The organism is Pseudomonas sp. PA-1-6B, assembly GCF_021609545.1.
Taxonomy (GTDB): Bacteria; Pseudomonadota; Gammaproteobacteria; order Pseudomonadales; family Pseudomonadaceae; genus Aquipseudomonas; species Aquipseudomonas fluorescens_BV.
In genome coordinates, this window is the sequence record NZ_WJZM01000001.1 from 167450 (window position 1) to 192867 (window position 25418).

Annotated in this window: 22 protein-coding genes; 11 read left to right on the forward strand and 11 right to left on the reverse strand. The window is 60.8% G+C overall.

Annotation, left to right across the window (positions count from 1 at the left end; all coding sequences use genetic code 11):
- The first annotated feature begins 19 nt into the window (after positions 1 to 19).
- From pilM to hemE, 10 genes are all read left to right on the forward strand, one after another.
- Complete coding sequence (gene pilM / locus GIV35_RS00755) at positions 20 to 676, forward strand: type IV pilus biogenesis protein PilM (protein ID WP_105229068.1); 657 nt, start codon at positions 20 to 22, stop codon at positions 674 to 676.
- On the forward strand, positions 673 to 1224 hold the full coding sequence (locus GIV35_RS00760; RefSeq protein ID WP_105225479.1) for a PilN domain-containing protein: 552 nt from the start codon (positions 673 to 675) through the stop codon (positions 1222 to 1224). The genes pilM and GIV35_RS00760 overlap by 4 nt, the downstream gene beginning before the upstream one ends.
- Complete coding sequence (locus GIV35_RS00765; protein ID WP_105225480.1) at positions 1221 to 2192, forward strand: pilus assembly protein PilP; 972 nt, start codon at positions 1221 to 1223, stop codon at positions 2190 to 2192. The genes GIV35_RS00760 and GIV35_RS00765 overlap by 4 nt, the downstream gene beginning before the upstream one ends.
- 69 nt (positions 2193 to 2261) lie before the next feature.
- Complete coding sequence (locus GIV35_RS00770) at positions 2262 to 3587, forward strand: type IV pilus secretin PilQ (RefSeq protein WP_236264149.1); 1326 nt, start codon at positions 2262 to 2264, stop codon at positions 3585 to 3587.
- Between the two features lie 4 nt (positions 3588 to 3591).
- Positions 3592 to 4110, forward strand: coding sequence for a shikimate kinase AroK (gene aroK / locus GIV35_RS00775; RefSeq protein WP_003187914.1), 519 nt, complete (start codon positions 3592 to 3594; stop codon positions 4108 to 4110).
- A 126-nt stretch (positions 4111 to 4236) separates the two neighbouring features.
- On the forward strand, positions 4237 to 5337 hold the full coding sequence (gene aroB / locus GIV35_RS00780; protein WP_236264144.1) for a 3-dehydroquinate synthase: 1101 nt from the start codon (positions 4237 to 4239) through the stop codon (positions 5335 to 5337).
- A gap of 9 nt (positions 5338 to 5346) precedes the next feature.
- Positions 5347 to 6918 carry an SPOR domain-containing protein gene (locus GIV35_RS00785; protein WP_105225483.1) on the forward strand — a complete coding sequence of 524 codons (1572 nt, stop codon included), beginning with the start codon at positions 5347 to 5349 and terminating at the stop codon, positions 6916 to 6918.
- Positions 6919 to 7270: 352 nt separating this feature from the next.
- Entirely contained in the window at positions 7271 to 11716 is a 4446-nt protein-coding gene (gene gltB, locus GIV35_RS00790; RefSeq protein WP_186526760.1) for a glutamate synthase large subunit, read from the forward strand.
- A 32-nt stretch (positions 11717 to 11748) separates the two neighbouring features.
- A complete protein-coding gene (locus GIV35_RS00795; RefSeq protein ID WP_046070563.1) occupies positions 11749 to 13167 on the forward strand; it encodes an FAD-dependent oxidoreductase in 1419 nt (472 codons plus the stop codon).
- A gap of 226 nt (positions 13168 to 13393) precedes the next feature.
- Entirely contained in the window at positions 13394 to 14461 is a 1068-nt protein-coding gene (gene hemE / locus GIV35_RS00800; protein ID WP_003187922.1) for a uroporphyrinogen decarboxylase, read from the forward strand.
- Positions 14462 to 14513: 52 nt separating this feature from the next.
- Here the strand turns inward: hemE and GIV35_RS00805 are convergent, their stop codons facing one another.
- The 3 genes from GIV35_RS00805 to GIV35_RS00815 all read right to left on the reverse strand — a co-directional run bounded on the left by GIV35_RS00805 (position 14514) and on the right by GIV35_RS00815 (position 17720).
- Positions 14514 to 15158 carry a retron system putative HNH endonuclease gene (locus tag GIV35_RS00805; protein WP_213153549.1) on the reverse strand — a complete coding sequence of 215 codons (645 nt, stop codon included), beginning with the start codon at positions 15156 to 15158 and terminating at the stop codon, positions 14514 to 14516.
- Entirely contained in the window at positions 15155 to 16423 is a 1269-nt protein-coding gene (locus tag GIV35_RS00810; RefSeq protein WP_054896208.1) for an AAA family ATPase, read from the reverse strand. Before GIV35_RS00810 ends, GIV35_RS00805 begins: the two co-directional genes overlap by 4 nt.
- Positions 16424 to 16502: 79 nt before the next feature.
- Positions 16503 to 17720, reverse strand: a complete 1218-nt coding sequence (locus GIV35_RS00815; protein ID WP_419789581.1) for an MFS transporter — start codon at positions 17718 to 17720, stop codon at positions 16503 to 16505.
- A 180-nt stretch (positions 17721 to 17900) separates the two neighbouring features.
- Here GIV35_RS00815 and GIV35_RS00820 point away from each other — a divergent pair, with 180 nt between their 5' ends.
- Entirely contained in the window at positions 17901 to 18794 is an 894-nt protein-coding gene (locus tag GIV35_RS00820) for a LysR family transcriptional regulator (RefSeq protein WP_236264140.1), read from the forward strand.
- 102 nt (positions 18795 to 18896) lie between these two features.
- On the opposite strand, the gene GIV35_RS00825 is transcribed toward GIV35_RS00820, so the two are convergent.
- From GIV35_RS00825 to GIV35_RS00860, 8 genes are read right to left on the reverse strand one after another with little or no spacing between them, the layout of a single operon-like run.
- Positions 18897 to 19316, reverse strand: coding sequence for a hypothetical protein (locus GIV35_RS00825; protein ID WP_105225496.1), 420 nt, complete (start codon positions 19314 to 19316; stop codon positions 18897 to 18899).
- Positions 19317 to 19342: 26 nt separating this feature from the next.
- Positions 19343 to 20569, reverse strand: a complete 1227-nt coding sequence (locus GIV35_RS00830; protein ID WP_032893933.1) for a beta-ketoacyl-ACP synthase — start codon at positions 20567 to 20569, stop codon at positions 19343 to 19345.
- A complete protein-coding gene (gene fabG / locus GIV35_RS00835) occupies positions 20569 to 21297 on the reverse strand; it encodes a 3-oxoacyl-ACP reductase FabG (protein WP_105225497.1) in 729 nt (242 codons plus the stop codon). Before fabG ends, GIV35_RS00830 begins: the two co-directional genes overlap by 1 nt.
- A complete protein-coding gene (locus tag GIV35_RS00840; protein WP_213153551.1) occupies positions 21294 to 21755 on the reverse strand; it encodes a hotdog family protein in 462 nt (153 codons plus the stop codon). The genes fabG and GIV35_RS00840 overlap by 4 nt, the downstream gene beginning before the upstream one ends.
- A complete protein-coding gene (locus GIV35_RS00845) occupies positions 21752 to 22918 on the reverse strand; it encodes a beta-ketoacyl-[acyl-carrier-protein] synthase family protein (RefSeq protein ID WP_213153552.1) in 1167 nt (388 codons plus the stop codon). Before GIV35_RS00845 ends, GIV35_RS00840 begins: the two co-directional genes overlap by 4 nt.
- On the reverse strand, positions 22915 to 23397 hold the full coding sequence (locus GIV35_RS00850) for a hypothetical protein (RefSeq protein ID WP_223023726.1): 483 nt from the start codon (positions 23395 to 23397) through the stop codon (positions 22915 to 22917). The genes GIV35_RS00845 and GIV35_RS00850 overlap by 4 nt, the downstream gene beginning before the upstream one ends.
- Positions 23394 to 24143: a class I SAM-dependent methyltransferase gene (locus tag GIV35_RS00855; RefSeq protein WP_236264139.1), complete on the reverse strand. Its 750-nt coding sequence runs from the start codon at positions 24141 to 24143 to the stop codon at positions 23394 to 23396. Before GIV35_RS00855 ends, GIV35_RS00850 begins: the two co-directional genes overlap by 4 nt.
- A complete protein-coding gene (locus tag GIV35_RS00860; protein ID WP_236264137.1) occupies positions 24140 to 25387 on the reverse strand; it encodes an NAD(P)/FAD-dependent oxidoreductase in 1248 nt (415 codons plus the stop codon). Before GIV35_RS00860 ends, GIV35_RS00855 begins: the two co-directional genes overlap by 4 nt.
- Positions 25388 to 25418: the final 31 nt, after the last annotated feature.

Consider the following 25418-nt stretch of genomic DNA (forward strand, 5'->3'; position numbering starts at 1 on the left):
GAAAGTTTTGGGGAGTTTTATGGGAAAGGGATTTTTCAGGCGAAAAGTCGACACGGTGTTGGGGGTCGATATCAATGACAGCTGCATCAAGCTGATCGAACTGGGCCGTTCATCAGGCGGTTTCAGCGTCCAGGGCTACGTTATGCAAATGCTGCCGCCCCAGGCGGTGGTGGACGGCACCTTGCTGGACCTTGAGGGTGTGGGCCGTATGCTGCAACAGGCACTGTCGCGCCTGGGTACCTCGGCCCGGTACGCCGCCGTGGCGGTTGCGGGCCCGTCGGTAATTACCCGGCTGATTGACATGGACGCCGGCCTCAGTGATGAGGAAATGGCCTGGAAGATCCAGATGGAAGCCGACCAGTTCATCCCCTATCCATTGGACGAGGTGGCCATCGACTTTCAGGTTCAAGGGCCATCGGCTCAAGGCCCGCAGTGGGTAGAGGTGATGCTGGCGGCGTGCCTGCGTGAGCAGGTCGAAGCGCGCGAGGCGGTTTTGGCCCTGGCGGGGCTGGTGCCGCGGGTGGTCGATGTAGAAGGGTTTGCATTGGAGCGCGCTTGCCTTCAGGATTTTGCCAGCTTCACGCCGGGTCACAGAGTCGATGGTGCACAATGGGCCTTGGATGCCCAAGGGATGGGAGTGGCTTGCGGGCTGGCCCTTAGGAGTTTCGCTGGATGACACGAATCAATCTTTTGCCTTGGCGCCAGGCCCTCGCGGAGCGCAGGCGCAAATACCTGTTGGTGCTATTGCTGGCGTTTGCCTGCGTGGCGCTCGCGGCACTGTGGTTGGCTGATCAAGTGATCGACCAGGCAATAGACCGGCAGGTAAGCCGCAACAGCCGCCTGGAAGAGCACATCGCTACCCAGGACTCGCGGATCAGGACCATCGACGACTTGCAGGCGCGAAGCCAGCAACTGGCCGAACGCATGAAGGTGGTTCAGGACCTGCACGATGCCCGCTCCTCCGGGGCCCGATTGTTCGAGCAATTGGCTCGCTCGGTGCCTGAAGGTGTCCATCTGCATGAGGTGGTTGCGAACGGCGACACCATCAGCATTCGCGGCACGGCAGAAAGCAACCAGGATATCGCCCGTTTGATGCAGCAGCTCAAGCCAATCCACGGCTCCAGTTCGACCCGTCTGCAGCGCGTGCAAGCCGAAGGTGCACGCGGCGAAAGTGAATTCCAGCTGATGGTGCGCCAGGGAGAGTCCATCGAGGCGCAACCATGAGCCTGCCCAGGCTCGATTTTTCCACGCTCTTTTACAACGCTGCCAAATGGTCCCTGCCGGGCAAGGTGCTGCTTGGCTGTGCGCTGGCCGGCCTGGTGCTGGCGCTAGGCGAGGTTTTGCATGGGGGGCCGCAGCGGGAGCGATTGCACGGGCTTGAGGCGCGGGAGCAGGCGCTGCAGCAGCAATTCACAGAAAAGACCGGCCTGGCCGCGAGCCTTGAGCTGCGCACCCGGCAAGTCCGGAGCATGGAAGACAATCTTGCCAGCCTTCTAGGGCAATTGCCCGGCGAGTCCGAGGTGCCTGCCGTGCTGGCAGACATCGCCCGGCTGGCGGCTGTTCATGGGGTGTGGGTCGAAGGCATCACCGTGCTGGATGAAGCGCCTCGGCAGCTTTATATCGAACAACCCATGCAGATAAGCGCCTCCGGGGTTTATCACGAGCTGGCGACGTTTGTCAGTGCCTTGGGTGGGTTGCCGCGGGTCGTTACCGTGCAGGATATTGCGCTCGGGCATCAGGGTGCCTTGTTACGTCTGAACATGCTCGCCAAGACCTATCGCAGCACCCTGCACACCGGCAAGGCCCGTCAGGTGCTCGACCCAGGGCCGCAATTTGTCTACGAACCCTCGTCCTTGCGCGACCCGTTCACGCCGCCCGCCTTGCAGGCACCGCACGTTCCGGGCCGTCCGGCCCTTGCCCCGGATTTCACCCGGCCACGGGGACTGTTGGAGGGTATGCGCCTCGATCAGTTCGAAATGGTCGGCACGTTGTCCCGTGGTGCGCAGGCCTTTGCCTTGTTGCGGGCTGGGGCCAGGGTGTATCGGCTGGCGGTGGGTGATTACCTGGGGCCGGACCATGGCCAGGTCACCGCCATTCAAGACGCTGCTGTCGAGCTGGTGGAGCTGTTTCCCGATGGACAGGGCGCCTGGCTGGAACGCCCGCGAACCCTTGTGCTGAACGTCAACTCATAACGGAATCAAACAATGAAAAGGACCTTCTCGTCCTTCGGTGTGGCGCTATGGATAGCGTTCACGGCACCGATGGCTGCTGCTGTGCCCAATCGCCTGAACCTTATCCAACTGCCGTCGCCCGACAGTGCCCAGCCGGTCAGCTATACAGGCGCCAGGCTGACCCTGAATTTCCAGGACATCGACCTGCGCGCGGTCTTGCAGCAAATTGCCGATGTCGCCGGGCTCAACCTGGTGACCAGCGATGAGGTGCAGGGCTCGATCACCCTGCGGCTCAAGGATGTGCCCTGGGACCAGGCTCTGGACCTGGTACTGCAAACCAAGGGCTTGGACAAGCGAGTCAAGGCGGGCGTGGTGCTGGTGGCGCCCGCCGATGAATTGGCTGCTCGCGAGCTGTTGATGCTGGAGTCGCGCAAGCAGATGGCCGAGCTGGCGCCCTTGCGTCGGGAGCTGCTGCAGGTCAATTACGCCAAGGCCGCCGACCTGGCCAAGCTGTTTCAGTCGGTGACCGGCTTTGAGGGCGCCACCGATGAGCGCGGTTCGGTGGCAGTGGATGACCGCACCAACAACATCATCGCCTACCAGACTGGCGAGCGGCTCGAAGAGCTGCGGCGCATCGTGGCGCAGCTGGATATCCCGGTACGCCAGGTCATGATCGAGGCACGGATTGTGGAGGCCAATGTCGACTACGACAAAAGCCTGGGTGTGCGCTGGGGTGGGCGGCTCACCCGCGGCAACAGCGGCGTTGGAGGTATTGGCAAGCCGCTGGCGGAGGGTGCCGAGCCGCCGCAAAACCCACCCAGTTCACCTTTTGTCGACTTGGGGTCGCTGGCAGGAACCTCGGGCCTGGGGATCGCCTATATCACCGACAACCTGTTGCTGGACCTTGAGCTGACCGCCATGGAAAAAACCGGCAACGGTGAGATCGTCTCGCAGCCCAAGGTCGTCACCTCCGACAAAGAGACTGCACGCATCCTCAAAGGCACCGAGATTCCTTATCAGGAATCCACCTCCCAGGGTGCCACCTCGGTGTCGTTCAAAGAGGCCTCGCTGTCGCTTGAAGTCACGCCGCAAATCACCCCCGACGACCATGTGATCATGGCGGTCAAGGTCACCAAGGATGAGCCCGACTACCTGAACCGACTCAATGACGTGCCGCCGATCAAGAAAAACGAGGTCAATGCCAAGGTTCTGGTCAGGGATGGCGAGACCATCGTCATTGGCGGGGTTTTCTCCAACACCCAAAGCAAAGTGGTAGATAAAGTGCCATTTTTGGGCGATGTGCCGTATCTTGGCCGCCTTTTCCGGCGCGATGTGCTGGCGGAGAAAAAATCCGAGCTGCTGGTATTCCTGACTCCGCGTATCATGAATAACCAGGCGATTGCTGTGAGTCGTTGATTCTGTGCGAAATTTGATTCTTGTAGGGCCGATGGGCGCTGGAAAAAGCACCATCGGCCGTTTGCTGGCCAAAGAGCTGCGCCTGCCGTTCAAAGATTCCGACAAGGAAATTGAATTGCGCACGGGCGCCAATATCCCATGGATCTTCGATAAAGAAGGCGAGCTGGGCTTTCGTGACCGCGAGCAGGCGATGATTGCCGAGCTGTGCGGCTGCGATGGCGTGGTATTGGCGACCGGTGGTGGCGCCGTCATGCGCGATGAAAACCGTCGGGCGCTGCATGCCGGTGGTCGGGTGGTGTATTTGCACGCGTCGGTCGAACAGCAGGTGGGCCGTACCGCCCGTGATCGCAATCGCCCGTTGCTGCGCACCGCCGACCCGGCGAAAACCCTGCGGGACCTGCTGGCGCTGCGCGATCCGCTGTATCGGGAAATCGCCGATCTCGTGGTGGAAACCGATGAGCGGCCACCTCGGATGGTCGTACTTGACATCCTTGAGCGCCTGCAACGGTTGCCACCCCGTTAAAGCCTGGCCCGAAATGCGCTATTCTCGGCGGCGCGCCATGACCTTATAAGGTATGGCGTAGAGCCACCAGGCGGTGTCGAGAGGTCGACAGTGCCGGTCGTTAATACATCTTCAACGCGGGGACACATGCAGACACTTAAGGTCGATCTAGGCGAGCGCAGCTACCCGATCCACATTGGCGCAGGTCTGTTGGACCAGCCCGAACTGCTTGCGCCGCATATTGCCGGCCGACAGGTGGCGATCATCTCCAACGAAACGGTCGCGCCGCTGTATCTTGAGCGTCTGAGCCGCAGCCTGGCGGCGTACTCGGTGATCTCCGTGGTGTTGCCTGACGGCGAAGCCCACAAAAACTGGGAAACCCTGCAACTGATCTTTGATGGCCTGCTGACTGCGCGCCATGACCGTCGAACCACTGTGGTCGCCCTGGGCGGCGGTGTGATTGGCGACATGGCCGGGTTTGCCGCGGCCTGCTACCAGCGCGGCGTGGATTTCATCCAGGTGCCGACCACCTTGCTGTCCCAGGTCGATTCGTCGGTGGGCGGCAAGACCGGTATCAACCACCCGTTGGGCAAGAACATGGTCGGCGCGTTCTACCAGCCTCAGGCTGTGCTGATCGACACCGCTACCCTCAACACCTTGCCGCCGCGCGAGCTGTCGGCGGGGCTGGCGGAAGTCATCAAGTACGGCCTGATTTGCGATGAGCCGTTCCTGACCTGGCTGGAAGAACACATGGACGCCTTGCGCGCCCTCGATCAGGTAGCCCTGACCGAAGCGATCTCCCGCTCTTGCGCGGCCAAGGCGCTGGTGGTCAATGCCGACGAGCGCGAGTCCGGCGTGCGGGCCACGCTGAACCTGGGCCACACCTTCGGCCATGCGATCGAAACGCACATGGGCTATGGTGTGTGGTTGCATGGGGAGGCCGTGGCGGCTGGTACGGTGATGGCATTGGATATGTCGCAGCGCCTGGGCTGGATCAGCGCCCGAGAGCGCGATCGCGGTATCCGCCTGTTCCAGCGTGCCGGTTTGCCGGTCGTTCCGCCCACGGAGATGGCCGAGGCGGATTTCCTTGAACATATGGCGATAGACAAGAAAGTGATCGACGGTCGACTTCGACTGGTACTGCTGCGCCACATCGGCGAAGCCGTGGTGACCGACGATTATCCAAAAGAGATTCTACAGGCCACGCTGGGAGCGGATTACCGCGCCCTGGCCCAGCTCAAAGGTTAATAAGACCCGATGACTAGTTTGCATGCCGACGAGGCGTTCCTCGGCCATTATCACTTGAGCCACGACCCCTTCGCTCCACGGGTGCCGGGTTTCAAGTTCTTCCCCGCCCAGCGCAAGCCGGTACTGGGGCAGTTGCATCACCTCGCGCGCTACAGCCAGTTGCTGCTGGTGGTGACCGGCCCTCTGGGCAGCGGCAAGACCTTGCTGCGCCAGGCGCTGGTGGCCAGCACCAACAAACAATCGGTGCAGAGCGTGGTGGTATCGGCCCGCGGTGCCGGTGATGCGGCCGGCGTACTGCGCGAGGTGGCGCAAGCGTTGAACGTCTCCAACGCCGAGCCGAACGCGATTCTCAAGCAGGTGGTGCAATTGGGCCTGACCGGCCAGGAAGTCTACCTGCTGGTAGACGACGCCGAGCAGCTCGACGAATCGGCCCTGGAAGCCTTGCTGGCGCTGGCAGCGGGTACGCCGGAAGGTCGCCCGCATGTGTTCCTGTTCGGTGAGTCGTCGTTGATCGCCGATCTGGAGCAGATCAGCGGTGAGCAGGAGCTGTTTCACGTCATCGAGTTGCAGCCGTACGAAGAGGAAGAAACCCGCGAATACCTGGCACAACGTCTTGAAGGCGCCGGGGCGGGTATCGAACTTTTCACCGCTGCGCAGATCTCTGATATTCACGAAAGCTCCGATGGCTGGCCTGGAAACATCAACCAGGTTGCCCGCGATGCCATGATCGAAGCCATGATTGCCAGCCGCTCTGCGGTCAAGCGTCCAAAGATGGGGTTCACTATGCCTAAGAAGCACGTATTGGCTATTTCCGCCGTTGTCGTGGTCGCTGTTGCCGCCGCCTGGTTGATCCCGGGCCGCAACAAAGCACCGACAACCACTGGCGCGCCAACCGAACAGGCGCAGTTGCCACTGGGCAAGCCCACGCCAAACGTCGAATTTGCCAACTCCGGCCAACCGACCAACCTGCCGATGGTCGGCCAACCTGTGATGCGCGGCCCTCTGGCTGAAGAAGCCGGTGGCATCTCCGAAGGCGACGACGGTGTGCCGGTGGAAGGCTCCAGCGCCACGCCGCCGACCGTGACCACCACCGCGCCACCTGCAGGCGTACCGGCCGGTGTGCCAGCGACGCCGGTTGCTCCGGTCGCCAAGCCGACGCCGGCGCCCACCGTTGCTACCGCCAAGCCTGCTCCGGTGACCAAGCCTGTCGCACCAGCGCCAGCCGCCAAACCAGCCCCGGCCGCCAAGCCTGCGGAAAAACCAGCCGCCACCGTTGCCAAGGCCGGCGCTGCTGGCAGCAGCTGGTACAGCAGCCAGCCTACCGGTAACTTTGTGGTGCAGATCCTGGGCACCAGCTCCGAAGCCAACGCCCAGGCGTTCGTCAAAGAGCAGGGCGGCCAGTACCGTTATTTCAAGAAAGTGCTCAACGGCAAGCCTCTCTACGTGATCACCTACGGCAGCTTCCCAAGCCGCGCCGCAGCCGATTCTGCCATCAAGGCCTTGCCAGCGAAGGTTCAGGCTGGTAAACCTTGGCCTCGCACTGTTGCCAGCGTTCAACAAGAACTGGCAGCAACTCGCTGAAGATCCGGCGGCCTTACCCAGGCCGCCCTCCCGGCACCTCAAAAAAATCCGCAAGTGCGTGCAGTCTCCCGAGACCGCGCGCTTTGTGGTGTCTGCGTCACAGTGGCTTTTGAGTCGTAGCGGTCAGAATTAAAAAAGTTTTGACTAGCACAGCATATCGCTTTAAACCTTTCATAAATGCGACATAGATTTGCGACATTTCGTCGCTAAATTTGTGAGCGTCTGTGTCGGTGTGTACAATGACCTCCCTTTTGCCCCCGCTAAGCCGGCGTACGTTCGGCGTGGAAGGTAACCGGTTGAATTGAAAAGAAATTTGCCTCGGTAAAAGAGGCAGCCTGGTGAGAAAGTGTCTATGAAAGCAGGTCTGTACCAACCCGATGAATTCAAGGATAACTGCGGTTTCGGCCTGATAGCCCACATGCAGGGCGAACCCAGTCATACCCTTTTGCAAACGGCCATCGAGGCCCTGACCTGCATGACCCACCGCGGTGGGATCAACGCCGACGGCAAGACCGGTGACGGCTGTGGCTTGCTGATTCAAAAGCCCGACCAGTTCCTGCGCGCTGTCGCCAAAGAGCAATTCGCGGTCGAACTGCCCAAGCAGTACGCCGTGGGCATGGTGTTTTTCAACCAGGACCCGGTAAAAGCCGAAGCCGCCCGCGAGAACATGAACCGCGAGATCGCCGCCGCCGGCCTGCAAATCGTCGGATGGCGCAAAGTGCCCATCGACACCAGCGTACTCGGCCGCCTGGCCCTGGAGCGCCTGCCGCAGATCGAACAAGTGTTCATCGCAGGCGATGGCCTGAGCGACCAGGACATGGCGATCAAGCTGTTCACGTCCCGTCGTCGTTCGTCGGTGCTCAACGCCGCCGACACCGACCATTACATCTGCAGCTTTTCCCACAAGACCATCATTTATAAAGGCCTGATGATGCCGGCGGACCTCACCGCCTTCTATCCAGACCTGAGCGATGAGCGCCTGCAAACCGCAATCTGCGTGTTCCACCAGCGCTTCTCCACCAATACCCTGCCGAAATGGCCGCTGGCCCAGCCATTCCGCTTCCTCGCCCACAACGGCGAGATCAATACCATCACCGGCAACCGCAACTGGGCCCAGGCCCGTCGCACCAAGTTCGCCAACGATTTGATGGACCTCGAAGAGCTCGGCCCACTGGTCAATCGCGTGGGTTCCGACTCCTCCAGCATGGACAACATGCTCGAACTGATGGTCACCGGCGGCATCGACCTGTTCCGTGGCGTGCGCATGATCATTCCGCCAGCGTGGCAGAACGTCGAGACGATGGACCCGGACCTGCGTGCGTTCTACGAGTACAACTCGATGCACATGGAGCCGTGGGACGGCCCGGCCGGCGTGGTCATGACCGACGGCCGCTACGCGGTGTGCCTGCTCGACCGTAACGGCCTGCGCCCGGCGCGTTGGGTGACCACCACCAACGGTTTCATCACCCTCGCCTCGGAAATCGGCGTGTGGGACTACAAGCCTGAAGACGTGATTGCCAAAGGCCGTGTGGGCCCTGGCCAGATCCTGGCCGTGGACACCGAGACCGGGCAGATCCTCGACACCGACGCCATCGACAACCGCTTGAAGTCCCGTCACCCGTACAAGCAATGGCTGCGCAAGAACGCCCTGCGCATCCAGGCGACCATGGAAGACAACGACCACGGTTCGGCTTTCTATGACGTCGACCAGCTCAAGCAGTACATGAAGATGTACCAGGTCACGTTCGAAGAGCGCGACCAGGTGCTGCGTCCGCTCGGTGAGCAAGGCTACGAGGCCGTCGGCTCCATGGGCGATGACACGCCAATGGCCGTGCTGTCCCAGCGCGTGCGCACGCCGTACGACTATTTCCGCCAGCAGTTCGCCCAGGTGACCAACCCGCCGATCGACCCGCTGCGTGAAGCCATCGTGATGTCCCTGGAAGTGTGCCTCGGCGCCGAGCGCAACATCTTCCAGGAATCGCCTGAGCATGCCTCCCGCGTGATCCTCAGCTCGCCGGTCATTTCCCCGGCCAAGTGGCGCTCGCTGATGACCCTGGAGCGTCCGGGCTTCGATCGCCAGATCATCGACCTGAACTACGACGAGAGCCTGGGCCTTGAAGCCGCAGTGCGTAACGTTGCTGACCAGGCTGAAGAAGCCGTGCGTGCCGGTCGTACCCAGATCGTACTGACCGACCGCCATATCGCGCCTGGCAAGTTGCCGATCCACGCGTCCCTGGCGACCGGTGCGGTGCACCACCGCCTGACCGAAAAAGGCCTGCGCTGCGACTCCAACATCCTCGTGGAAACCGCCACCGCCCGCGACCCGCATCACTTTGCGGTGCTGATCGGTTTCGGCGCTTCGGCGGTGTACCCGTTCCTCGCGTACGAAGTGCTGGGTGACCTGATCCGTACCGGTGAAGTGCTGGGCGACCTCTATGAGGTGTTCAAGAACTACCGCAAGGGCATCACCAAGGGCTTGCTGAAGATTCTGTCGAAGATGGGTATCTCCACGGTCACCTCGTACCGTGGTGCTCAGTTGTTCGAAGCCATCGGTCTGTCCGAAGAAGTCTGCGAGCTGAGTTTCCGTGGCGTACCGAGCCGCATCAAGGGTGCGCGTTTCGTCGACATCGAAGCCGAGCAAAAAGCCCTGGCCGCCGAAGCCTGGAGCGCGCGTAAGCCGATCCAGCAAGGTGGCCTGCTCAAGTTCGTGCACGGTGGCGAATACCATGCCTACAACCCGGACGTGGTCAACACCCTGCAAGCCGCTGTGCAGCAGGGCGACTACGCCAAGTTCAAGGAGTACACGAGCCTGGTGGATAACCGCCCGGTGTCGATGATCCGCGACCTGTTCAAGGTGAAGACCCTGGACACGCCGATGGACATCGCCGAAGTCGAGCCGCTGGAGTCGATCCTCAAGCGCTTCGACTCCGCCGGTATTTCCCTGGGCGCCTTGTCGCCCGAGGCTCACGAAGCCCTGGCCGAAGCCATGAACCGCCTGGGTGCGCGTTCCAACTCCGGCGAAGGCGGTGAAGACCCGGCGCGCTACGGCACGCTCAAAAGCTCGAAGATCAAGCAGGTGGCCACCGGCCGTTTCGGGGTGACCCCGGAGTACCTGGTGAATGCCGAGGTGCTGCAGATCAAGGTGGCCCAAGGCGCCAAGCCGGGTGAGGGTGGGCAATTGCCAGGCGGCAAGGTCAACGGTCTGATCGCCAAGCTGCGTTACGCCGTACCGGGCGTGACCTTGATTTCGCCACCGCCGCACCACGACATCTACTCGATTGAAGACTTGTCGCAGTTGATCTTCGACCTCAAACAAGTCAACCCGCAGGCCCTGGTCTCGGTGAAACTGGTTGCGGAAGCCGGCGTCGGCACCATCGCCGCCGGTGTGGCCAAGGCCTATGCCGACCTGATCACCATCTCCGGCTACGACGGCGGCACCGGCGCTTCGCCGCTGACCTCGATCAAGTACGCCGGTGCGCCGTGGGAGCTCGGCCTGGCCGAAACCCACCAGACCCTGCGCGGCAACGACCTGCGCGGCAAGGTGCGAGTACAGACCGACGGCGGCCTGAAAACCGGCCTCGATGTGATCAAGGCCGCGATCCTCGGCGCCGAAAGTTTCGGCTTCGGCACTGCGCCCATGATCGCCCTGGGCTGCAAATACCTGCGTATCTGCCACCTGAACAACTGCGCCACCGGCGTGGCGACTCAGAACGAGAAACTGCGCAAGGATCACTACATCGGCACCGTCGACATGGTGGTGAATTTCTTCACCTACGTCGCCGAAGAAACCCGTGAGTGGCTGGCCAAATTGGGCGTGCGTTCGCTGGAAGAGCTGATCGGTCGCACCGACCTGTTGGACATCCTCGAAGGCCAGACCGCCAAGCAACAACATCTGGACCTCACCCCTCTGTTGGGCAGCGATCACATCCCGGCAGACAAGCCACAGTTCTGCCAGGTGGACCGCAACCCACCGTTCGACAAAGGCCTGTTGGCCGAGAAAATGGTCGAAATGGCCGGCTCCTCGATCAACGACGCCAGCGGTGGCGAATTCGCCTTGGATATCTGCAACTGCGACCGTTCCATCGGCGCACGCATCTCCGGCGAAATCGCGCGCAAGCACGGCAACCAGGGCATGGCGAAAGCGCCGATCACCTTCCGCTTCAAGGGCACTGCGGGCCAGAGCTTCGGCGTGTGGAACGCCGGCGGCCTGCACATGTACCTGGAAGGCGACGCCAACGACTACGTGGGCAAGGGCATGACTGGCGGCAAACTGGTCATCGTTCCGCCGGCTGGCAGCGTGTACAAGACCCAGGACAGTGCCATCATCGGCAACACCTGCCTGTACGGCGCCACCGGTGGCAAGCTGTTTGCCGCAGGTACTGCCGGTGAGCGTTTCGCCGTGCGTAACTCCGGTGCCCACACCGTGGTGGAAGGCACTGGCGATCATTGCTGCGAGTACATGACCGGAGGCTTTGTCGCGGTACTGGGCAAGACCGGTTACAACTTCGGTTCGGGCATGACCGGCGGTTTCGCCTACGTGCTCGACCAGGACAACACCTTCGTCGACAAGGTCAACCACGAGTTGGTCGAGATCCAGCGGATCAGCGGCGAAGCCATGGAATCCTACCGGAACCACTTGCAGCACGTGCTGGACGAGTACGTCGAGGAAACCGGCAGCGAATGGGGTCGTAACCTCGCCGAAAACCTCGATGATTACCTGCGTCGTTTCTGGCTGGTCAAGCCCAAGGCTGCCAACCTGAAATCGTTGCTTTCCAGCATCCGTGCCAACCCGCAGTGATATGCGCCTGAACAGTTTGATGAGGTTTTAACATGGCTGAACGTCTGAATAACGACTTCCAGTTCATCGATGTCGGGCGCAAAGATCCGAAGAAGAAACTGTTGCGTCAACGCAAGAAAGAGTTCGTGGAAATCTACGAACCCTTCAAACCCCAGCACTCGGCCGACCAGGCCCACCGCTGCCTGGGGTGCGGTAACCCGTATTGCGAATGGAAGTGCCCGGTGCACAACTTCATTCCCAACTGGCTCAAACTGGTGGCCGAGGGCAACATCCTCGCCGCCGCCGAGCTGTCGCACCAGACCAACACCCTGCCGGAAGTCTGCGGCCGGGTGTGCCCGCAAGACCGCTTGTGTGAAGGTGCCTGCACCCTCAACGACGGCTTCGGCGCGGTGACCATCGGTTCGGTGGAGAAGTACATCACCGACACCGCGTTCGCCATGGGCTGGCGCCCGGACATGTCCAAGGTCAAGCCGACCGGCAAGCGCGTCGCGATCATCGGCGCGGGCCCGGCGGGCCTGGGGTGTGCCGACGTGTTGGTGCGCGGCGGCGTGACCCCGGTGGTGTTCGACAAGAACCCGGAAATCGGTGGCCTGCTGACCTTCGGTATCCCCGAGTTCAAGCTGGAAAAAACCGTACTGAGCCACCGTCGTGAAGTGTTCACCGGCATGGGTATCGAGTTCCGCCTCAATACCGAAATCGGCAAAGACATCACCATGGAGCAACTGCTCGCCGAATACGATGCGGTGTTCATGGGCATGGGCACCTACACCTACATGAAGGGCGGCTTTGCCGGTGAGGACTTGCCCGGCGTGTATGACGCGCTCGACTTCCTGATCGCCAACGTCAACCGCAACCTGGGCTTTGAAAAGTCGCCGGAAGATTTCGTCGACATGAAGGGCAAGAAGGTCGTGGTGCTGGGCGGTGGTGACACCGCGATGGACTGCAACCGTACTTCGATCCGCCAGGGCGCCAAGTCGGTGACCTGCGCTTATCGCCGTGACGAAGCCAACATGCCCGGCTCGCGCAAAGAGGTGAAGAACGCCAAGGAAGAAGGCGTGAAATTCCTCTACAACCGCCAGCCGATCGCCATCGTCGGTGAAGACCGTGTGGAAGGTGTGAAGGTGGTCGAGACCCGTCTCGGCGAACCGGACGCCCGTGGCCGTCGCAGCCCCGAGCCGATCCCGGGTTCCGAAGAAATCATCCCGGCCGACGCCGTGGTCATCGCCTTCGGTTTCCGTCCAAGCCCGGCGTCGTGGTTCGAGCAGTTCGAAATCCAGACCGACAGTCAGGGCCGTGTCGTGGCCCCGGAACAAGGCCAGTACAAGCATCAGACCAGCAATCCGAAGATCTTCGCCGGTGGCGACATGGTGCGCGGGTCGGACCTGGTGGTCACCGCGATCTTCGAAGGCCGTAACGCCGCCGAAGGCATCCTGGACTACCTGCAAGTCTGATTTGAAACAGGGTCAACTGTGGGAGCTGGCTTGCCTGCGATGGCGGCGGTGAATTCACTATTGCTATCGCAGGCAAGCCAGCTCCCACATAAACCTCGTTTCACATTGAGATGTGTAATGCCAGCCGCCGCGACAAATTGACCCGATAGACAAAAGGCACGGTGCATTCCGTGCCTTTTGCGTCGCGCTCTGAGAAAATGCCCGCACTTTTTTTGCGGATGCCGACATGACTGCCCTCAAGAACGACCGTTTCCTTCGTGCCCTGCTCAAGCAACCCGTAGACGTCACTCCGGTGTGGATGATGCGTCAAGCCGGTCGCTATCTGCCGGAATACCGCGCCAGTCGCGCCAACGCCGGTGATTTCATGAGCCTGTGCATGAACCCGGAGTTCGCCTGCGAAGTCACGATGCAGCCGCTGGACCGCTACCCACAACTGGATGCGGCCATCCTCTTCTCCGATATCCTCACTATCCCGGACGCCATGGGCCAAGGCCTGTACTTCGAAACCGGCGAAGGCCCGCGCTTCAAGAAAGTCGTCAGCACCTTGGCCGATATCGAAGCCCTGCCGATCCCTGACCCACACAAAGACCTGGGCTACGTGATGGATGCTGTGAGCACCATCCGCCGCGAGCTCAACGGCCGCGTGCCGCTGATCGGTTTCTCCGGCAGCCCCTGGACCCTGGCCACCTACATGGTTGAAGGCGGCTCGTCGAAAGACTTCCGCAAGACCAAAGCCATGCTCTACGACAACCCGCAAGCCATGCACCTGTTGCTGGACAAGCTGGCGCAGTCGGTCACGTCCTACCTCAACGGCCAGATCATGGCGGGTGCCCAAGCGGTACAGATTTTCGACACCTGGGGTGGCAACCTGTCGGCGGCGGCGTACCAGGAGTTCTCCCTGGCCTACATGCGCAAGATCGTCAGCGGCCTGATCCGTGAGCACGAAGGCCGCAAGGTTCCGGTGATCATGTTCACCAAAGGCGGCGGCCTGTGGCTGGAAAGCATCGCTGACGCGGGCGCCGATGCATTGGGCCTGGACTGGACCTGCGACCTCGGCGAAGCGCGCCGTCGCGTCGGCAACCAGGTTGCCCTGCAAGGCAATATGGACCCGACCGTGCTCTACGCCAAGCCAGAAGCGATCCGCGCCGAAGTTGGACGCATCCTGGCCAGCTATGGCAAGGGCAGTGGCCATGTGTTCAACCTCGGCCACGGCATCACCCCGGAAGTGAACCCGGAGCACGCGGGTGCGTTCTTGCGCGCAGTGCACGAACTGTCGGCGCAGTACCACGAATGAACGCCACCAAATAAAAAACGCCCGGTTTATGCCGGGCGTTTTTACATTTGGATCATGTGTCTATTAATTGTTCTGCAAACCGAGCTATTACATGGTCGAATGCTTGTTGTTCACCTAAGGGTGTATAACGCAAAACCGCCATGAGAGTCTTGAAGTCTTCTACATTGGCTGCCTCAATGAATGAGGGGTCAAAGACGCGTTCAATCGCATCTTGGCGTCTGTTGTTTAAATAGGCGATATCTAGGGCGAGAACTTCGATCATTTTAGTCGCTGCTGAATCAGAGGTGCTCGCCGCCTGTATTTGTCCTGTGAGAAGATATCGAAAGCGCTGTTCACAATTTTCCTCTAAGGGAGAAATATGTTCGGCTTCGTCGAACCAGTTTTCTTTCGCGTGCCCACAGTGTAAGGGGGAGCCGGGTTTGGTTTCCCTGATACAAGAAGCATGAAGGTTTTGGTATGCCAGAGCGAGGTCGTCAAAAGTTTCTTGTGGTCGAAAGTGCTCGATATGACTGGATGTCGCATCAATGTCTCGGCCACAGTAGCAACAGAAATAACCTTGCTCCAGTAGTAGGCTATTGTGCAGGTCGCGTTTCTGAGGGTTCTGAAGAGTGGAATAGGTAGGCTCCCACTCTTCGTTGGTTGACGCCTTCCATTGGGTAAATGACGCTGGCTCGGATCCTTTGAATATTTGTTTCATTTTCCGAGGATCTCCTTGCGACGGATCAACGCTTGTGCTCCTGCGAACTCAGGAAGATCGGGCGCAACTTTCCTGAGCGCTTTGAGCTGGGCTTTGGCTTCTACCAGGTTGTTGTCTTCAATGGTGCTGAATAGTTCGCTGAGGAGCGTTTCCACTTCTGGCTCGCGCTCGGATACGCCCATGATCTCCTCGAGCACTCGGCTGGAATCTAGTCCGTAGGATACGCGCGGGTGTGAAGCATCTCCGTCGTTCAGAAGCATGATTTCATTTGGCATCAATCCACCGATTATCTGTGGAGAGTGACTTGCAGCTATGAACTGTATCTTTGGAAAAGCTTTTTTTAATGTCGAAACGATACTGCGCTGCCAACCTGGGTGTAAATGAATGTCCAGTTCGTCAATTACGATGATGCCGTTAGTCTTCTCTAAGACTTTGCTACCCATGTGGGGGTTAATAAGACACATCCGGCGTGCAATGTCGGCGATCAAAGAAAATAAACCACGCTGCCCATCACTCAAACTTGAAAATGGCAGGGTTTTGTTTTGATTTAGTTGAACTAGCAGAGTGCGAAGTCCGAGGTCGTATTCGATACCTTTTGAATCGGGTAATACGGATTTAAGTGCCAGATTGACCCAGAGCAACTCATCGTCGAAAGAGTTTTTAGCTTCTGATCGCGACATCCGTTGTAGGCGCTCCAGCGTTTTTCCAATAAACCAACTTTCAAAATTTGTAAGATTTATTGCGGCATCGGACCAGTTTGCGTAGGCATCCAGACGTGATGACTTTTGTGTGGCCGCGAACTCAGCGGTCACGTTCGGAGAAGCCCAACGGCGGTTGGCACGATAAAAAGCTATTATGGGAAGGTCCATCTGACCTTTGGAGTCTAAATTGTCGAGCTGCGTAGATACAGTTGTATGGACTACGTGATTGTAAGATTGCCCTTGGTCTTTTCGCTCTTTAAATATTTCCCAATTGTCAAGGCCGAAAGCTGAGCCTTTGGCATTAAGTTTTAAAGGGTATAAATGCTCGAATCTGTAGCGATCATCGTACTGCTGGATGGTAAATCGAACATCTTGATCAGTAATTTGAGCGTCTCTATTTCCCATTGCTGTGGAAAAGTTATAGAGGCTAGACGCAACTGCCTGCAATAATGAAGTTTTTCCACTCCCATTAACTCCCACCACCAGGTTAAATCCCGGCTGAAAGTCAAAAGTGGCATCCTCGTAACAACGAAAATTCTGAATATGAAGCTGGTCCAGGCGCATTCTGGCTTTCCTTTACCAAGACTGACGAATGCCAACAGTGTACCTTGGCCCGTCAGAACCGCCAGGGGCGTAGGTGTTACTAGCTTTGGAGCTGTCCTAGTGGCGGCAACTTCGCCAGCTTCAACGCCACCAGCAACGCGCCAATCAGCAGCGCGACGATAAAGCCGCCAATCCCGTTCCACCCGGCAAAGTGCCAGAAAAACCCACCCGCCGTCCCGGCAATGCTCGACCCCACGTAATAGCAGAACAGGTACAGCGACGACGCCTGCCCCTTGGCTTTCACTGCGCGGCGGCCGATCCAGCTGCTGGCCACGGAGTGGGCGCCAAAGAAGCCGAAGGTGAAGATCAGCATGCCCGGTACCACCAGCCACAAAGGCGTGAGCAGCGTCAGGGCCATGCCGGCGAGCATCAGCACGATGGTGCCCCATAGCACGCGGCGGCGGCCGAGGCGGTCGGCCAGTGAGCCGATCTTGGCCGAGCTGTAGATGCCCGAGAGGTACACCACTGACAGCAAACCGACCACCGCCTGGCTCAGATCGTAGGGGGAGGCCAGCAGGCGATAGCCGATGTAGTTGAACATCGTCACGAACGCGCCCATCAGCAGGAAGGCTTCGAGAAACAGCCACGGCAGGCCGGCGTCCTTGAAGTGCATGACAAAGCCGTCCACCAGGCTGCGTGGCTTGAGGCTGCTGGCGCGGAAGTTGCGCGATTCGGGGAGGATTTTCCAGAACACCGTGGCAGCGATCAACGCCAGGGCGCCGATGATCAGCATTGCGGTGTGCCAGCTGACGAAGTCGATCAACACGCCGATGATCAGGCGCCCGCTCATGCCCCCAATCGCGTTGCCGCCGATGTACAGGCCCATGGCCAAGCCGATGTGCTGCGGGTGGATCTCTTCGCTGAGGTAGGTCATGGCCACGGCGGCCAGGCCGCTCAAGGACAAGCCCACCAGTGCGCGCATCAACAGGATGCCCTCCCAGCTCGGCATCAGGCCGCTGGCGATGGTGGCCAGCGCCGCACAGAACAGCGCAGCGACCATCACCGGCTTGCGCCCCAGCCTGTCGGATATCGGCCCGGTGATCAGCAGGCCGCAGGCGAGCATCGCGGTCGCGACGGACAGAATCAGGCTGCTTTGCGCCGCATTGATGGAAAACTCGTGGGACAGCGCCGGCATCATCGGCTGCACGCAATACAACAGCGCAAAGGTGGCGAACCCGCCGGAGAACAGCGCCAGCACGGTGCGCATGAACATCGGCGTGCCTTTTTCGATGTACGCGTCGTTGAGCTGCGCCACCACATCATCAAGGGCGGTCGGCGCAGGTTGTTGGGCGAGTGGAGCAACAGCAGGATTCACGGGAACCTCGGGGGAGCAAGACTGCCAGGACCGACAATGCAAAAAAGAATATAGCTGGCTAATGATTCTTTCCAATATATTGTTCGACCTGTTTGATAGCTTTTACGACCTAATGAGGCTTGCATGGAATTCCGCCATTTGCGCTACTTCATCGCCGTTGCCGAAGAGCTGCACTTCGGCCGCGCCGCGCAGGTGCTGGGCATCTCGCAGCCGCCCCTGAGCCAGCAGATCCAGGCGCTGGAACACGAGCTGGGCGCACGCTTGTTCGAGCGCACCAATCGTCGGGTCGAGCTGAGCGAGGCCGGGCGCTTGTTCTTGCAAGAGGCACGGCTGGTGCTGGCCCAGGTCGACAAGGCGGCAGATGTGGCGCGGCGTGCGCAGTTGGGGGAACTGGGTGAATTGAAGATCGGTTTCACCTCGTCTGCGCCGTTCAACGCCAGCATTCCCCAGGCGATCTTTGCCTTCCGCCAGGCATTCCCGGCGGTGCATCTGAACCTGCAAGAAATGAGCAGCACCCAAGTAGCCGAGTCGCTGGTGGACGAGTCGATTCAGGTTGGGCTGATGCGGCCTTTGCCCTTGCCCGACTCACTGAACGTGATCGAGTTGATGCGCGAGCCATTAGTCGCGGTACTGAGCGCCGGCCACCCATTGGCCCAAGGCAGCGAGCGCGGCTTGCACCTGGAGCAATTGGCCGAGGAGCCTTTCGTGTTCTTCCCGCGCAGTTACGGCAGCGGCTTGTACGCGCAGTTGCTCAACCTGGCCCGCGACGCCGGGTTCAGCCCGCACTTTGCCCAGGAAGCAGGAGAGGCGATGACCATCATCGGGCTGGTGGCAGCGGGGTTGGGAGTGTCGGTGCTGCCGGCGTCTTACCAGCGCATCCGCATTGATGGCGTGGTCTATCGCACCTTGCTCGACCCACAGGCGGTGACGGCGGTGTGGCTGGTGCAGCGCCAGGGCGCGCAAACGCCGATGGCGAAGGGGTTTGTGGAGTTGTTGACGCGTAAGGCCGCTCAATAACCTGTGGCGAGGGAGCTTGCTCCCGCTGGGTCGCGTAGCGGCCCTAAAAAATGGGCCTGCTGCGCAGTCCAGCGGGAGCAAGCTCCCTCGCCACAAGGGGGGTCAGTTTTGGGGCGGAGTATTTGCTGCATTCACGCTGTAAGTACGCAACCCCGCCAGAATATCCCGATCCAGCATGCTCACCCAACGGTTGTAGTTGCGATGGATTTTGCCGTCCTTGTAGCCCAGGTCGCGGCTGTCGCGGTAGGTGATGGCGTAGCTGTTGCGGGTGTAGCGGATGTCGATGGCGGCGTAGAACTGGCCGCGCACGGTGATCTCCGCCTGCACCAGTTGCGGGCTCAGGCGTTGTACCGTCCACTCGCGTTTTTGCAGAGCGGCGACGATCACTTGCTTCATTTTTTCTTCGCTGACCTGGCTTGTGGCCGGCAACTCGTGCTGGGTGTTGAGCACCGGTTTGCTGGTGCATCCGGCAGTAGTCAGCAGGGCCAGGGTGATCAGGGTAGCGCGCAGCAGGGAAGACATTCCGTTTTCTCCAGTCGATTAAAAAGTCAGCTCCAGCGGCGGAAGATCAACGAGGTGTTGACGCCGCCGAAGGCAAAGTTGTTGTTCATCACGTAGTCGTTGTGCATCTGGCGAAAGCCACCTTGCAGGTAGTCCAGCTCGCCGCATTGCGGGTCGACCGCGTCCAGGTTGAAGGTGTGCACGTACTGGTCGCGGTTCATCATCTCGATGCTGAACCACGATTCCAGCGCGCCACAGGCACCCAGGGTGTGGCCGAGGAAACTCTTTTGCGAACTGATCGGCATGCGGCTGCCAAACAGGCTGCTGGTGGCCAGGGTTTCGGCGATGTCGCCCTGGTCGGTGGCCGTGCCGTGGCCGTTCACGTAGCCGATGGCGGACGGTTCAAGACCCGCGTCTTCCAGGGCCAGCTCCATGGCGCGGCGCATGGTTTTCTGTTCCGGGCGGGTGGTGTGCTGGCCGTCGGCGTTGCTGCCGAAGCCGACCAGCTCCGCATGAATATGCGCGCCTCGCGCGAGTGCGTGTTCCAACTCTTCGAGCACCAGCATGCCGCCACCTTCACCGATCACCAGGCCGTCGCGGCCGCTGTCATAGGGGCGCGGGCTGGTTTGCGGCGCATCGTTCTTCAGGCTGGTGGCGTAGAGCGCATCGAAGACCATGGCTTCGGTGGGGCACAGCTCTTCTGCGCCGCCCGCGAGCATCAACGGCAGGCGCCCGAACTTGATTGCCTCATAGGCGTAGCCGATGCCCTGGCTGCCGCTGGTGCAGGCGCTGGAGGTAGGAATCAGCCGGCCCGTGAGGCCAAAGAAGATACTGATATTTGCCGCCGTGGTGTGGGGCATCATGCGCACATAGGAATTGGCATTGAGCCCCTCGGCCACCGAATTGAGCAGCATATTGCCGAACGCCTTGATCTCATCGGTACTGCCGGTGGACGAGCCACAGGCCACGCCCATGCGTCCGTCCTTGATCGACTCGTCACCGAGCAAGCCGGCGTCCTGCAAGGCCTGCTCCGCCGCCCAAACCGCCAGGCGCGAGACGCGGCCCATGCTGCGCAGTTGCTTGCGGGTCCAGTGAGCGGGCACGACGAAATCATCGATAGGGCCGGCCAAGCGGGTGTTCAGTTCGGTGAAACGGTCCCACTCATCCATGCGCCGGATGCCGCTGCGGTTGGCGCGAAAGTTGGCGGCGATGGTGTCCCAGTCGCTGCCCAGGGAGGTCACGCCGGCCATGCCGGTGACGACAACGCGCTTCATCAGCACAGGCCCCCGTTCACGGCCAGCACCTGGCGCGTGATATAGCCGGCTTCGGCCGACATCAGGAAGTTCACTGCGCCGGCGACTTCTTCCGGCGTGCCCATGCGTTGGGCCGGGATCATTTTCATCAGTTCTTCTACCGGCACGTTTTCATCCAGCATCGCGGTGTCGATCAGGCCCGGCGCCACGCAGTTGACGGTGATCTTGCGCTTGCCCAGCTCGATGGCCAGCGCCTTGGCCGCGCCGATCAAGCCGGCTTTGGAGGCGCTGTAGTTGACCTGGCCGCGGTTGCCGATCAGCCCGGACACCGAGGTGATGCACACGATACGCCCGGCGGCGCGGCGCCGAATCATCGGCATCATCACCGGGTGCAGCACGTTGTAGAAACCATCCAGGTTGGTGCGCATCACCACATCCCAATCGTCTTCCGACAGCGCAGGAAAGGCGCCGTCGCGGGTCAGGCCGGCATTGAGCACCACGCCGTAGTAGGCGCCATGCTGCTCCACATCGGCCTCAAGGATCTCTTTGCACGCAGCGCGATCTGCCACGTCGAACTGCAGCACACGTGCCTCGCGCCCCAGGGCTTGGACCTCGAGCTGTACCGCGTTGGCTTCGGCACGACCGCTGCGGCAATGCAGCACAATGTCATGGCCGGCCTGGGCCAGGCGCAGGGCAATGGCGCGGCCGATGCCACGGCTGGAGCCGGTGACCAGTACGGATTCAGTCATGGCGTTTCGTCCTTCGATTCATCTAAATAGTTGGCCGCCTGGGGCGGTCGAAATACGTTCAAGCGCGCGCTGGCCTGGATACCATCGCCGGTGAGGTGGCATTCGAACACACCCATGCCGTTGTCGTCTTCCAGGGAGCGCAGGCCGTGGATATGCAGCTCGGCACCGGCCGGGAAGTGCTCCACGTTGCACTCGAACTTACGTGTACCCAACAGGAAACCGAGTTCCACGGCCTTGCCTTGCTGGCGTGCATGGCAACCGGCATACGCGGCGACGCTTTGCGCCATCAGCTCAATACCGACCCAGGCCGGCAGGCTGCCGTCAGCACGGTTGAACAGGCCGCCGGGCTTGACGGTGACGCGGGTGTGGATCTGCTCTTCATTGAACGACAGCACCTGGTCGATCAGGATCATGTCGCCCGCATGGGGCAGCAGTTCGGCAAGTGGCCAATCGATCATGGGGCCTCTGCGATTATCAGGCTGACATTGTTACCGCCGAAGGCAAACGAGTTGCTCATCAGGCAGGGTTTTTTCAAGCTGTCGCCGCTGCGCACCCACTGCAACGCGGGCAGCGCCGGGTCGGGGTGGCCGTCCCATACGTGGGGTGGCAGCAGGCGATGGGTCAGGCTCAGCCAGCAGAACGCGGCTTCCAGGGCCCCGGCAGCGCCGAGGGTGTGGCCGGTCATGGGTTTGGTCGATGAGCAGGCGACGCCGCCTGGAAACAGGCTGGCGACCGCCAGGCTTTCCATGGCGTCGTTGTGTTGGGTCGCGGTGCCGTGCAGGTTCAGGTAGCCGATCTGCTCGGGGGAAAGCTTTGCACTGGCCAGTGCCTTGCGCATGGCCAGCAACGCGCCCTTGCCGCTGGGCTCGGGCGCGGAGATATGGTGCGCGTCGCAACTGGCGCCGCTGCCCAGCAAGGCGATAGGGGCCGGCTCACGGCTCATCAGGAACAGCACCGCCGCTTCACCAATATTGATGCCGTTGCGGTTCACCGAGAACGGATTACAGCGCTCGGCAGACACTGCTTCCAGCGCGGTAAACCCGTTCAGCGTCAGCTTGCACAGGCTGTCTACGCCGCCGCAGATCACCGCATCGCACACCCTCAGGTCCAACAGGCGCTGGGCACTCATCAATGCACGGGCGCTGGAGGTGCAGGCGGTGGAAATCACATAGGCCGGGCCGCTCACGTTCAACCAGTCGGCGAGGAAGTTGGCCGGGGCGCTGAGTTCCTGTTGCTGGTAATCGTAGTCAGCGGGGAACTGCGTGTTCTGCAGGTAATGGGCAATACCACGGCTAGCTTCGTCAATGCCTGAGGTGCTGGTGCCCAGCACAACCCCGACCCGGCCAGGGCCGTAGGTCTGGATGGCCTGACGAATCTCATCTTCGATCTGCAGCGCCGCTTCCAGCAGCAACTGGTTATTGCGACTGCTTTGCTGGGCCAGTTCCGGGGGCAGGCTCGCCAGTTCACCGTGTACGGCGGCCACCGGCACTACGCGTTCCGGCACCCAGCCGCTTTCGGCACGCATGCCCGAGCAGTCGCCGGCAAACAGGTTGCGGCTGACTTGCGCCTGGCCACGGCCAAGGGCGCAGATCACGCCAAGGGCATTCAGGTAGGCGGTCATCGGCTCACACCCAGGGGGGTGATGCGATAACTCAACGGCGGGTCGGCCATGTTCACGCTGAACACCTCGGAAGACTGATAGACGATCTGCCAGTGGCCCGGCAGCGTGCGCGTCAGGTCCATGGCCTGGGCCGTGGGATACAGCGCCGGTACGTCACCGGGCGTGGTCAGGGCAAACAGCAGCGCGGCAAATAGCGTGCGCGCCTGAGGGTTGGGTGGCAGCAAGCCGTCTGCCTGCCACTGCCCATCAAGCAGTTTTTGCCGGGCCAGGGGAATGCCCAGCGGGTCCATCATCGACCAGCGAATCGCGCGGCCTTCGCGCTGGATCACCAGCAGCCAGTCCTGGCTCTGGCTGTCCGCCAGGCGCTGCACATGCAATTGCATCGGCAAGGCCAGGGCCGGCATTTTTTCCGGCAGCGGCGCCTGGCTGGCACAGGCGCCGAGCAGCAACAGGCAACTTATCAACAGCAGGCGCATCATGGGGCCGCATTCTCCACAGGTTTACGAGCCACGCAGTTGACCAGGGTTTCCTCGCGCTGGCCCACGGGCGGTGCCTTGCGCAGGCCCCAGCGTTCCAGCAGGCCGAAGTCACTGGAACGGCTCCACCACAAGTAAGGGTACGAAATGTTCTGTGCAGCGAACTCAAATCCCTGCGCGCGCAGCATCTCCAGGTACTCTTCGGCGCTCTTTTGCACATGCATCGGGTGGCGGAACAGCCAGCGAATCACCCAGGTGTCGATGTAGGCTTCGGTGGATTCGGCAAACAGCAAATAGCCGCCCGGCTTGAGCACCCGATAGAACTCCTTGAGTGCGCGATGTTGTTCCACCAGATGATGGAAGGTCTGGTGGCAGAACAGGATATCGACGCTGGCATCCGCTAGGTTGAGGGTCGCGCAGTCGCTGCCGATCAGCTCGACGTCCAGGCCCAGCCGCGCGGCTTCTTCGCGGCTCAGTGCCAGGCTGTGAGGGTCGGCATCCAGGCCGATCAGGCGCGAAGGCGCGAATACCTGATGCAGCAACTGGAAGGATTTGCCCTGGCCGCAACCGGCATCCAGCAACACCGGCGCCACCGGCAGCGGTTCGCTGAACAGGCTGCGCAGGTCATTGATCGCCACGCGCAATACGTGATGCTGCCAGGTATGGCTGCGCAGGAACCAGAAGCCGAACTTGGTTTCTTCGACGTAGTTTTGACTCAGGTAGTTTTTTTCAACGCCAGGGCTGCTCATACCTCTTCACTCGCACAAATATCCGACAACATCCGCAACCGCCGTTTCGGCTCGCTGACAAACGGGTTGCGTTCATCCCAGGCGTAACCGGCCAGGATCGAACTGATCATGCGGCGAATCTCCGGTGAACTGCCGTGGTGGAAAATCACATCCTGGAATGTGCCGGCATACCAGCCTTCGACGTAGCAGCGGAAGGTATCGACACCGCGCTTGAGCGGTGCGGCAAACTCGGTTTGCCAGTCCACCGTCTCGCCGCTTAATTGGCGGTGCAGCACCCCTGCGGCCATGCTGGCTGAGCGCATGGCGATGGTCACGCCGGAAGAAAACACCGGGTCGAGGAATTCCGCCGCATTGCCCAGTAGCGCAAAGCCTGGGCCGTGCAGGGTTTTGACGTTGGCCGAGTAGCCGCCGATGGTGCGCGCCGGGGTGTCCCAGACGGCATTTTGCAGCACGCCGGACAGGCTTGGGGTTTGCTCGATAAAGCCGCGCAGGCAGGCGTCGAGGTCGCTGTCGGCGCCCTCGAAATGCTCTTTGGCTGCGACCACGCCCACCGAGCAACGGCCGTTACTGAACGGGATGGTCCAGAACCAGATGTCGCGCTTGGTCGGGTGAGTGGTCACCAGGATTTTGCTGCGGTCAAAGCCTGGGTGTTCGATACGGTCTTCGACGTGGGTGAATACGGCCTGGCGCAGTGGGAAATTCGACGGTGCTTCCAGGTCCAGCAGGCGTGGCAACACACGGCCATAGCCACTGGCATCGAGCACGAACCTGGCCTTGAGGTGGTACTCGCTGCCATTCTGGCGGCGCACATGCAAATACCGGCTCTCGGCAGAAAAATCCACGCCGACAATGGTTTGGCCGTAGCGGATTTCCACGCCTTGCAACGCCGCCTGGTCGGCCAGCAATTTGTCGAACTCGCCGCGCTGCACCTGGAAGGTGGTGGGCTTGCCGTTGCTGAAGGTGTCGCTGAAATCAAAGGCACTGTAGCGCTCGCCCCAAGCGAATGCGGCGCCGGTTTTTACCTGGAAGCCTGCAGCTTGCACAGCGTCGAGCATGCCGGCTTCTTCGATAAAGTCGATGCAGTGCGACAGCAGGCTTTCGCCAATCGAGAAACGCGGGAAATGCTCGCGCTCGATGATCAATACATCATGCCCTTTGCGCTTTAACAGCGCGGCCGCGATAGCACCGGAAGGCCCGGCACCGATCACCACCACCTGGCGACGTTCCATTTCAACTGTGGGCACGAGGGCTCCTTGCCGCATGGGCGCTAATCAC

Bases quoted from the DNA above. Each gene is read 5' to 3' on its own strand.
- pilM (WP_105229068.1), top strand. From the start codon at position 20: ATGGGAAAGGGATTTTTCAGGCGAAAAGTCGACACGGTGTTGGGGGTC.
- GIV35_RS00760 (WP_105225479.1), top strand. From the start codon at position 673: ATGACACGAATCAATCTTTTGCCTTGGCGCCAGGCCCTCGCGGAGCGC.
- GIV35_RS00765 (WP_105225480.1), top strand. From the start codon at position 1,221: ATGAGCCTGCCCAGGCTCGATTTTTCCACGCTCTTTTACAACGCTGCC.
- GIV35_RS00770 (WP_236264149.1), top strand. From the start codon at position 2,262: ATGGCTGCTGCTGTGCCCAATCGCCTGAACCTTATCCAACTGCCGTCG.
- aroB (WP_236264144.1), top strand. From the start codon at position 4,237: ATGCAGACACTTAAGGTCGATCTAGGCGAGCGCAGCTACCCGATCCAC.
- GIV35_RS00785 (WP_105225483.1), top strand. From the start codon at position 5,347: ATGACTAGTTTGCATGCCGACGAGGCGTTCCTCGGCCATTATCACTTG.
- gltB (WP_186526760.1), top strand. From the start codon at position 7,271: ATGAAAGCAGGTCTGTACCAACCCGATGAATTCAAGGATAACTGCGGT.
- GIV35_RS00795 (WP_046070563.1), top strand. From the start codon at position 11,749: ATGGCTGAACGTCTGAATAACGACTTCCAGTTCATCGATGTCGGGCGC.
- hemE (WP_003187922.1), top strand. From the start codon at position 13,394: ATGACTGCCCTCAAGAACGACCGTTTCCTTCGTGCCCTGCTCAAGCAA.
- GIV35_RS00805 (WP_213153549.1), bottom strand. From the start codon at position 15,158: ATGAAACAAATATTCAAAGGATCCGAGCCAGCGTCATTTACCCAATGG.
- GIV35_RS00810 (WP_054896208.1), bottom strand. From the start codon at position 16,423: ATGCGCCTGGACCAGCTTCATATTCAGAATTTTCGTTGTTACGAGGAT.
- GIV35_RS00820 (WP_236264140.1), top strand. From the start codon at position 17,901: ATGGAATTCCGCCATTTGCGCTACTTCATCGCCGTTGCCGAAGAGCTG.
- GIV35_RS00825 (WP_105225496.1), bottom strand. From the start codon at position 19,316: ATGTCTTCCCTGCTGCGCGCTACCCTGATCACCCTGGCCCTGCTGACT.
- GIV35_RS00830 (WP_032893933.1), bottom strand. From the start codon at position 20,569: ATGAAGCGCGTTGTCGTCACCGGCATGGCCGGCGTGACCTCCCTGGGC.
- fabG (WP_105225497.1), bottom strand. From the start codon at position 21,297: ATGACTGAATCCGTACTGGTCACCGGCTCCAGCCGTGGCATCGGCCGC.
- GIV35_RS00840 (WP_213153551.1), bottom strand. From the start codon at position 21,755: ATGATCGATTGGCCACTTGCCGAACTGCTGCCCCATGCGGGCGACATG.
- GIV35_RS00845 (WP_213153552.1), bottom strand. From the start codon at position 22,918: ATGACCGCCTACCTGAATGCCCTTGGCGTGATCTGCGCCCTTGGCCGT.
- GIV35_RS00850 (WP_223023726.1), bottom strand. From the start codon at position 23,397: ATGATGCGCCTGCTGTTGATAAGTTGCCTGTTGCTGCTCGGCGCCTGT.
- GIV35_RS00855 (WP_236264139.1), bottom strand. From the start codon at position 24,143: ATGAGCAGCCCTGGCGTTGAAAAAAACTACCTGAGTCAAAACTACGTC.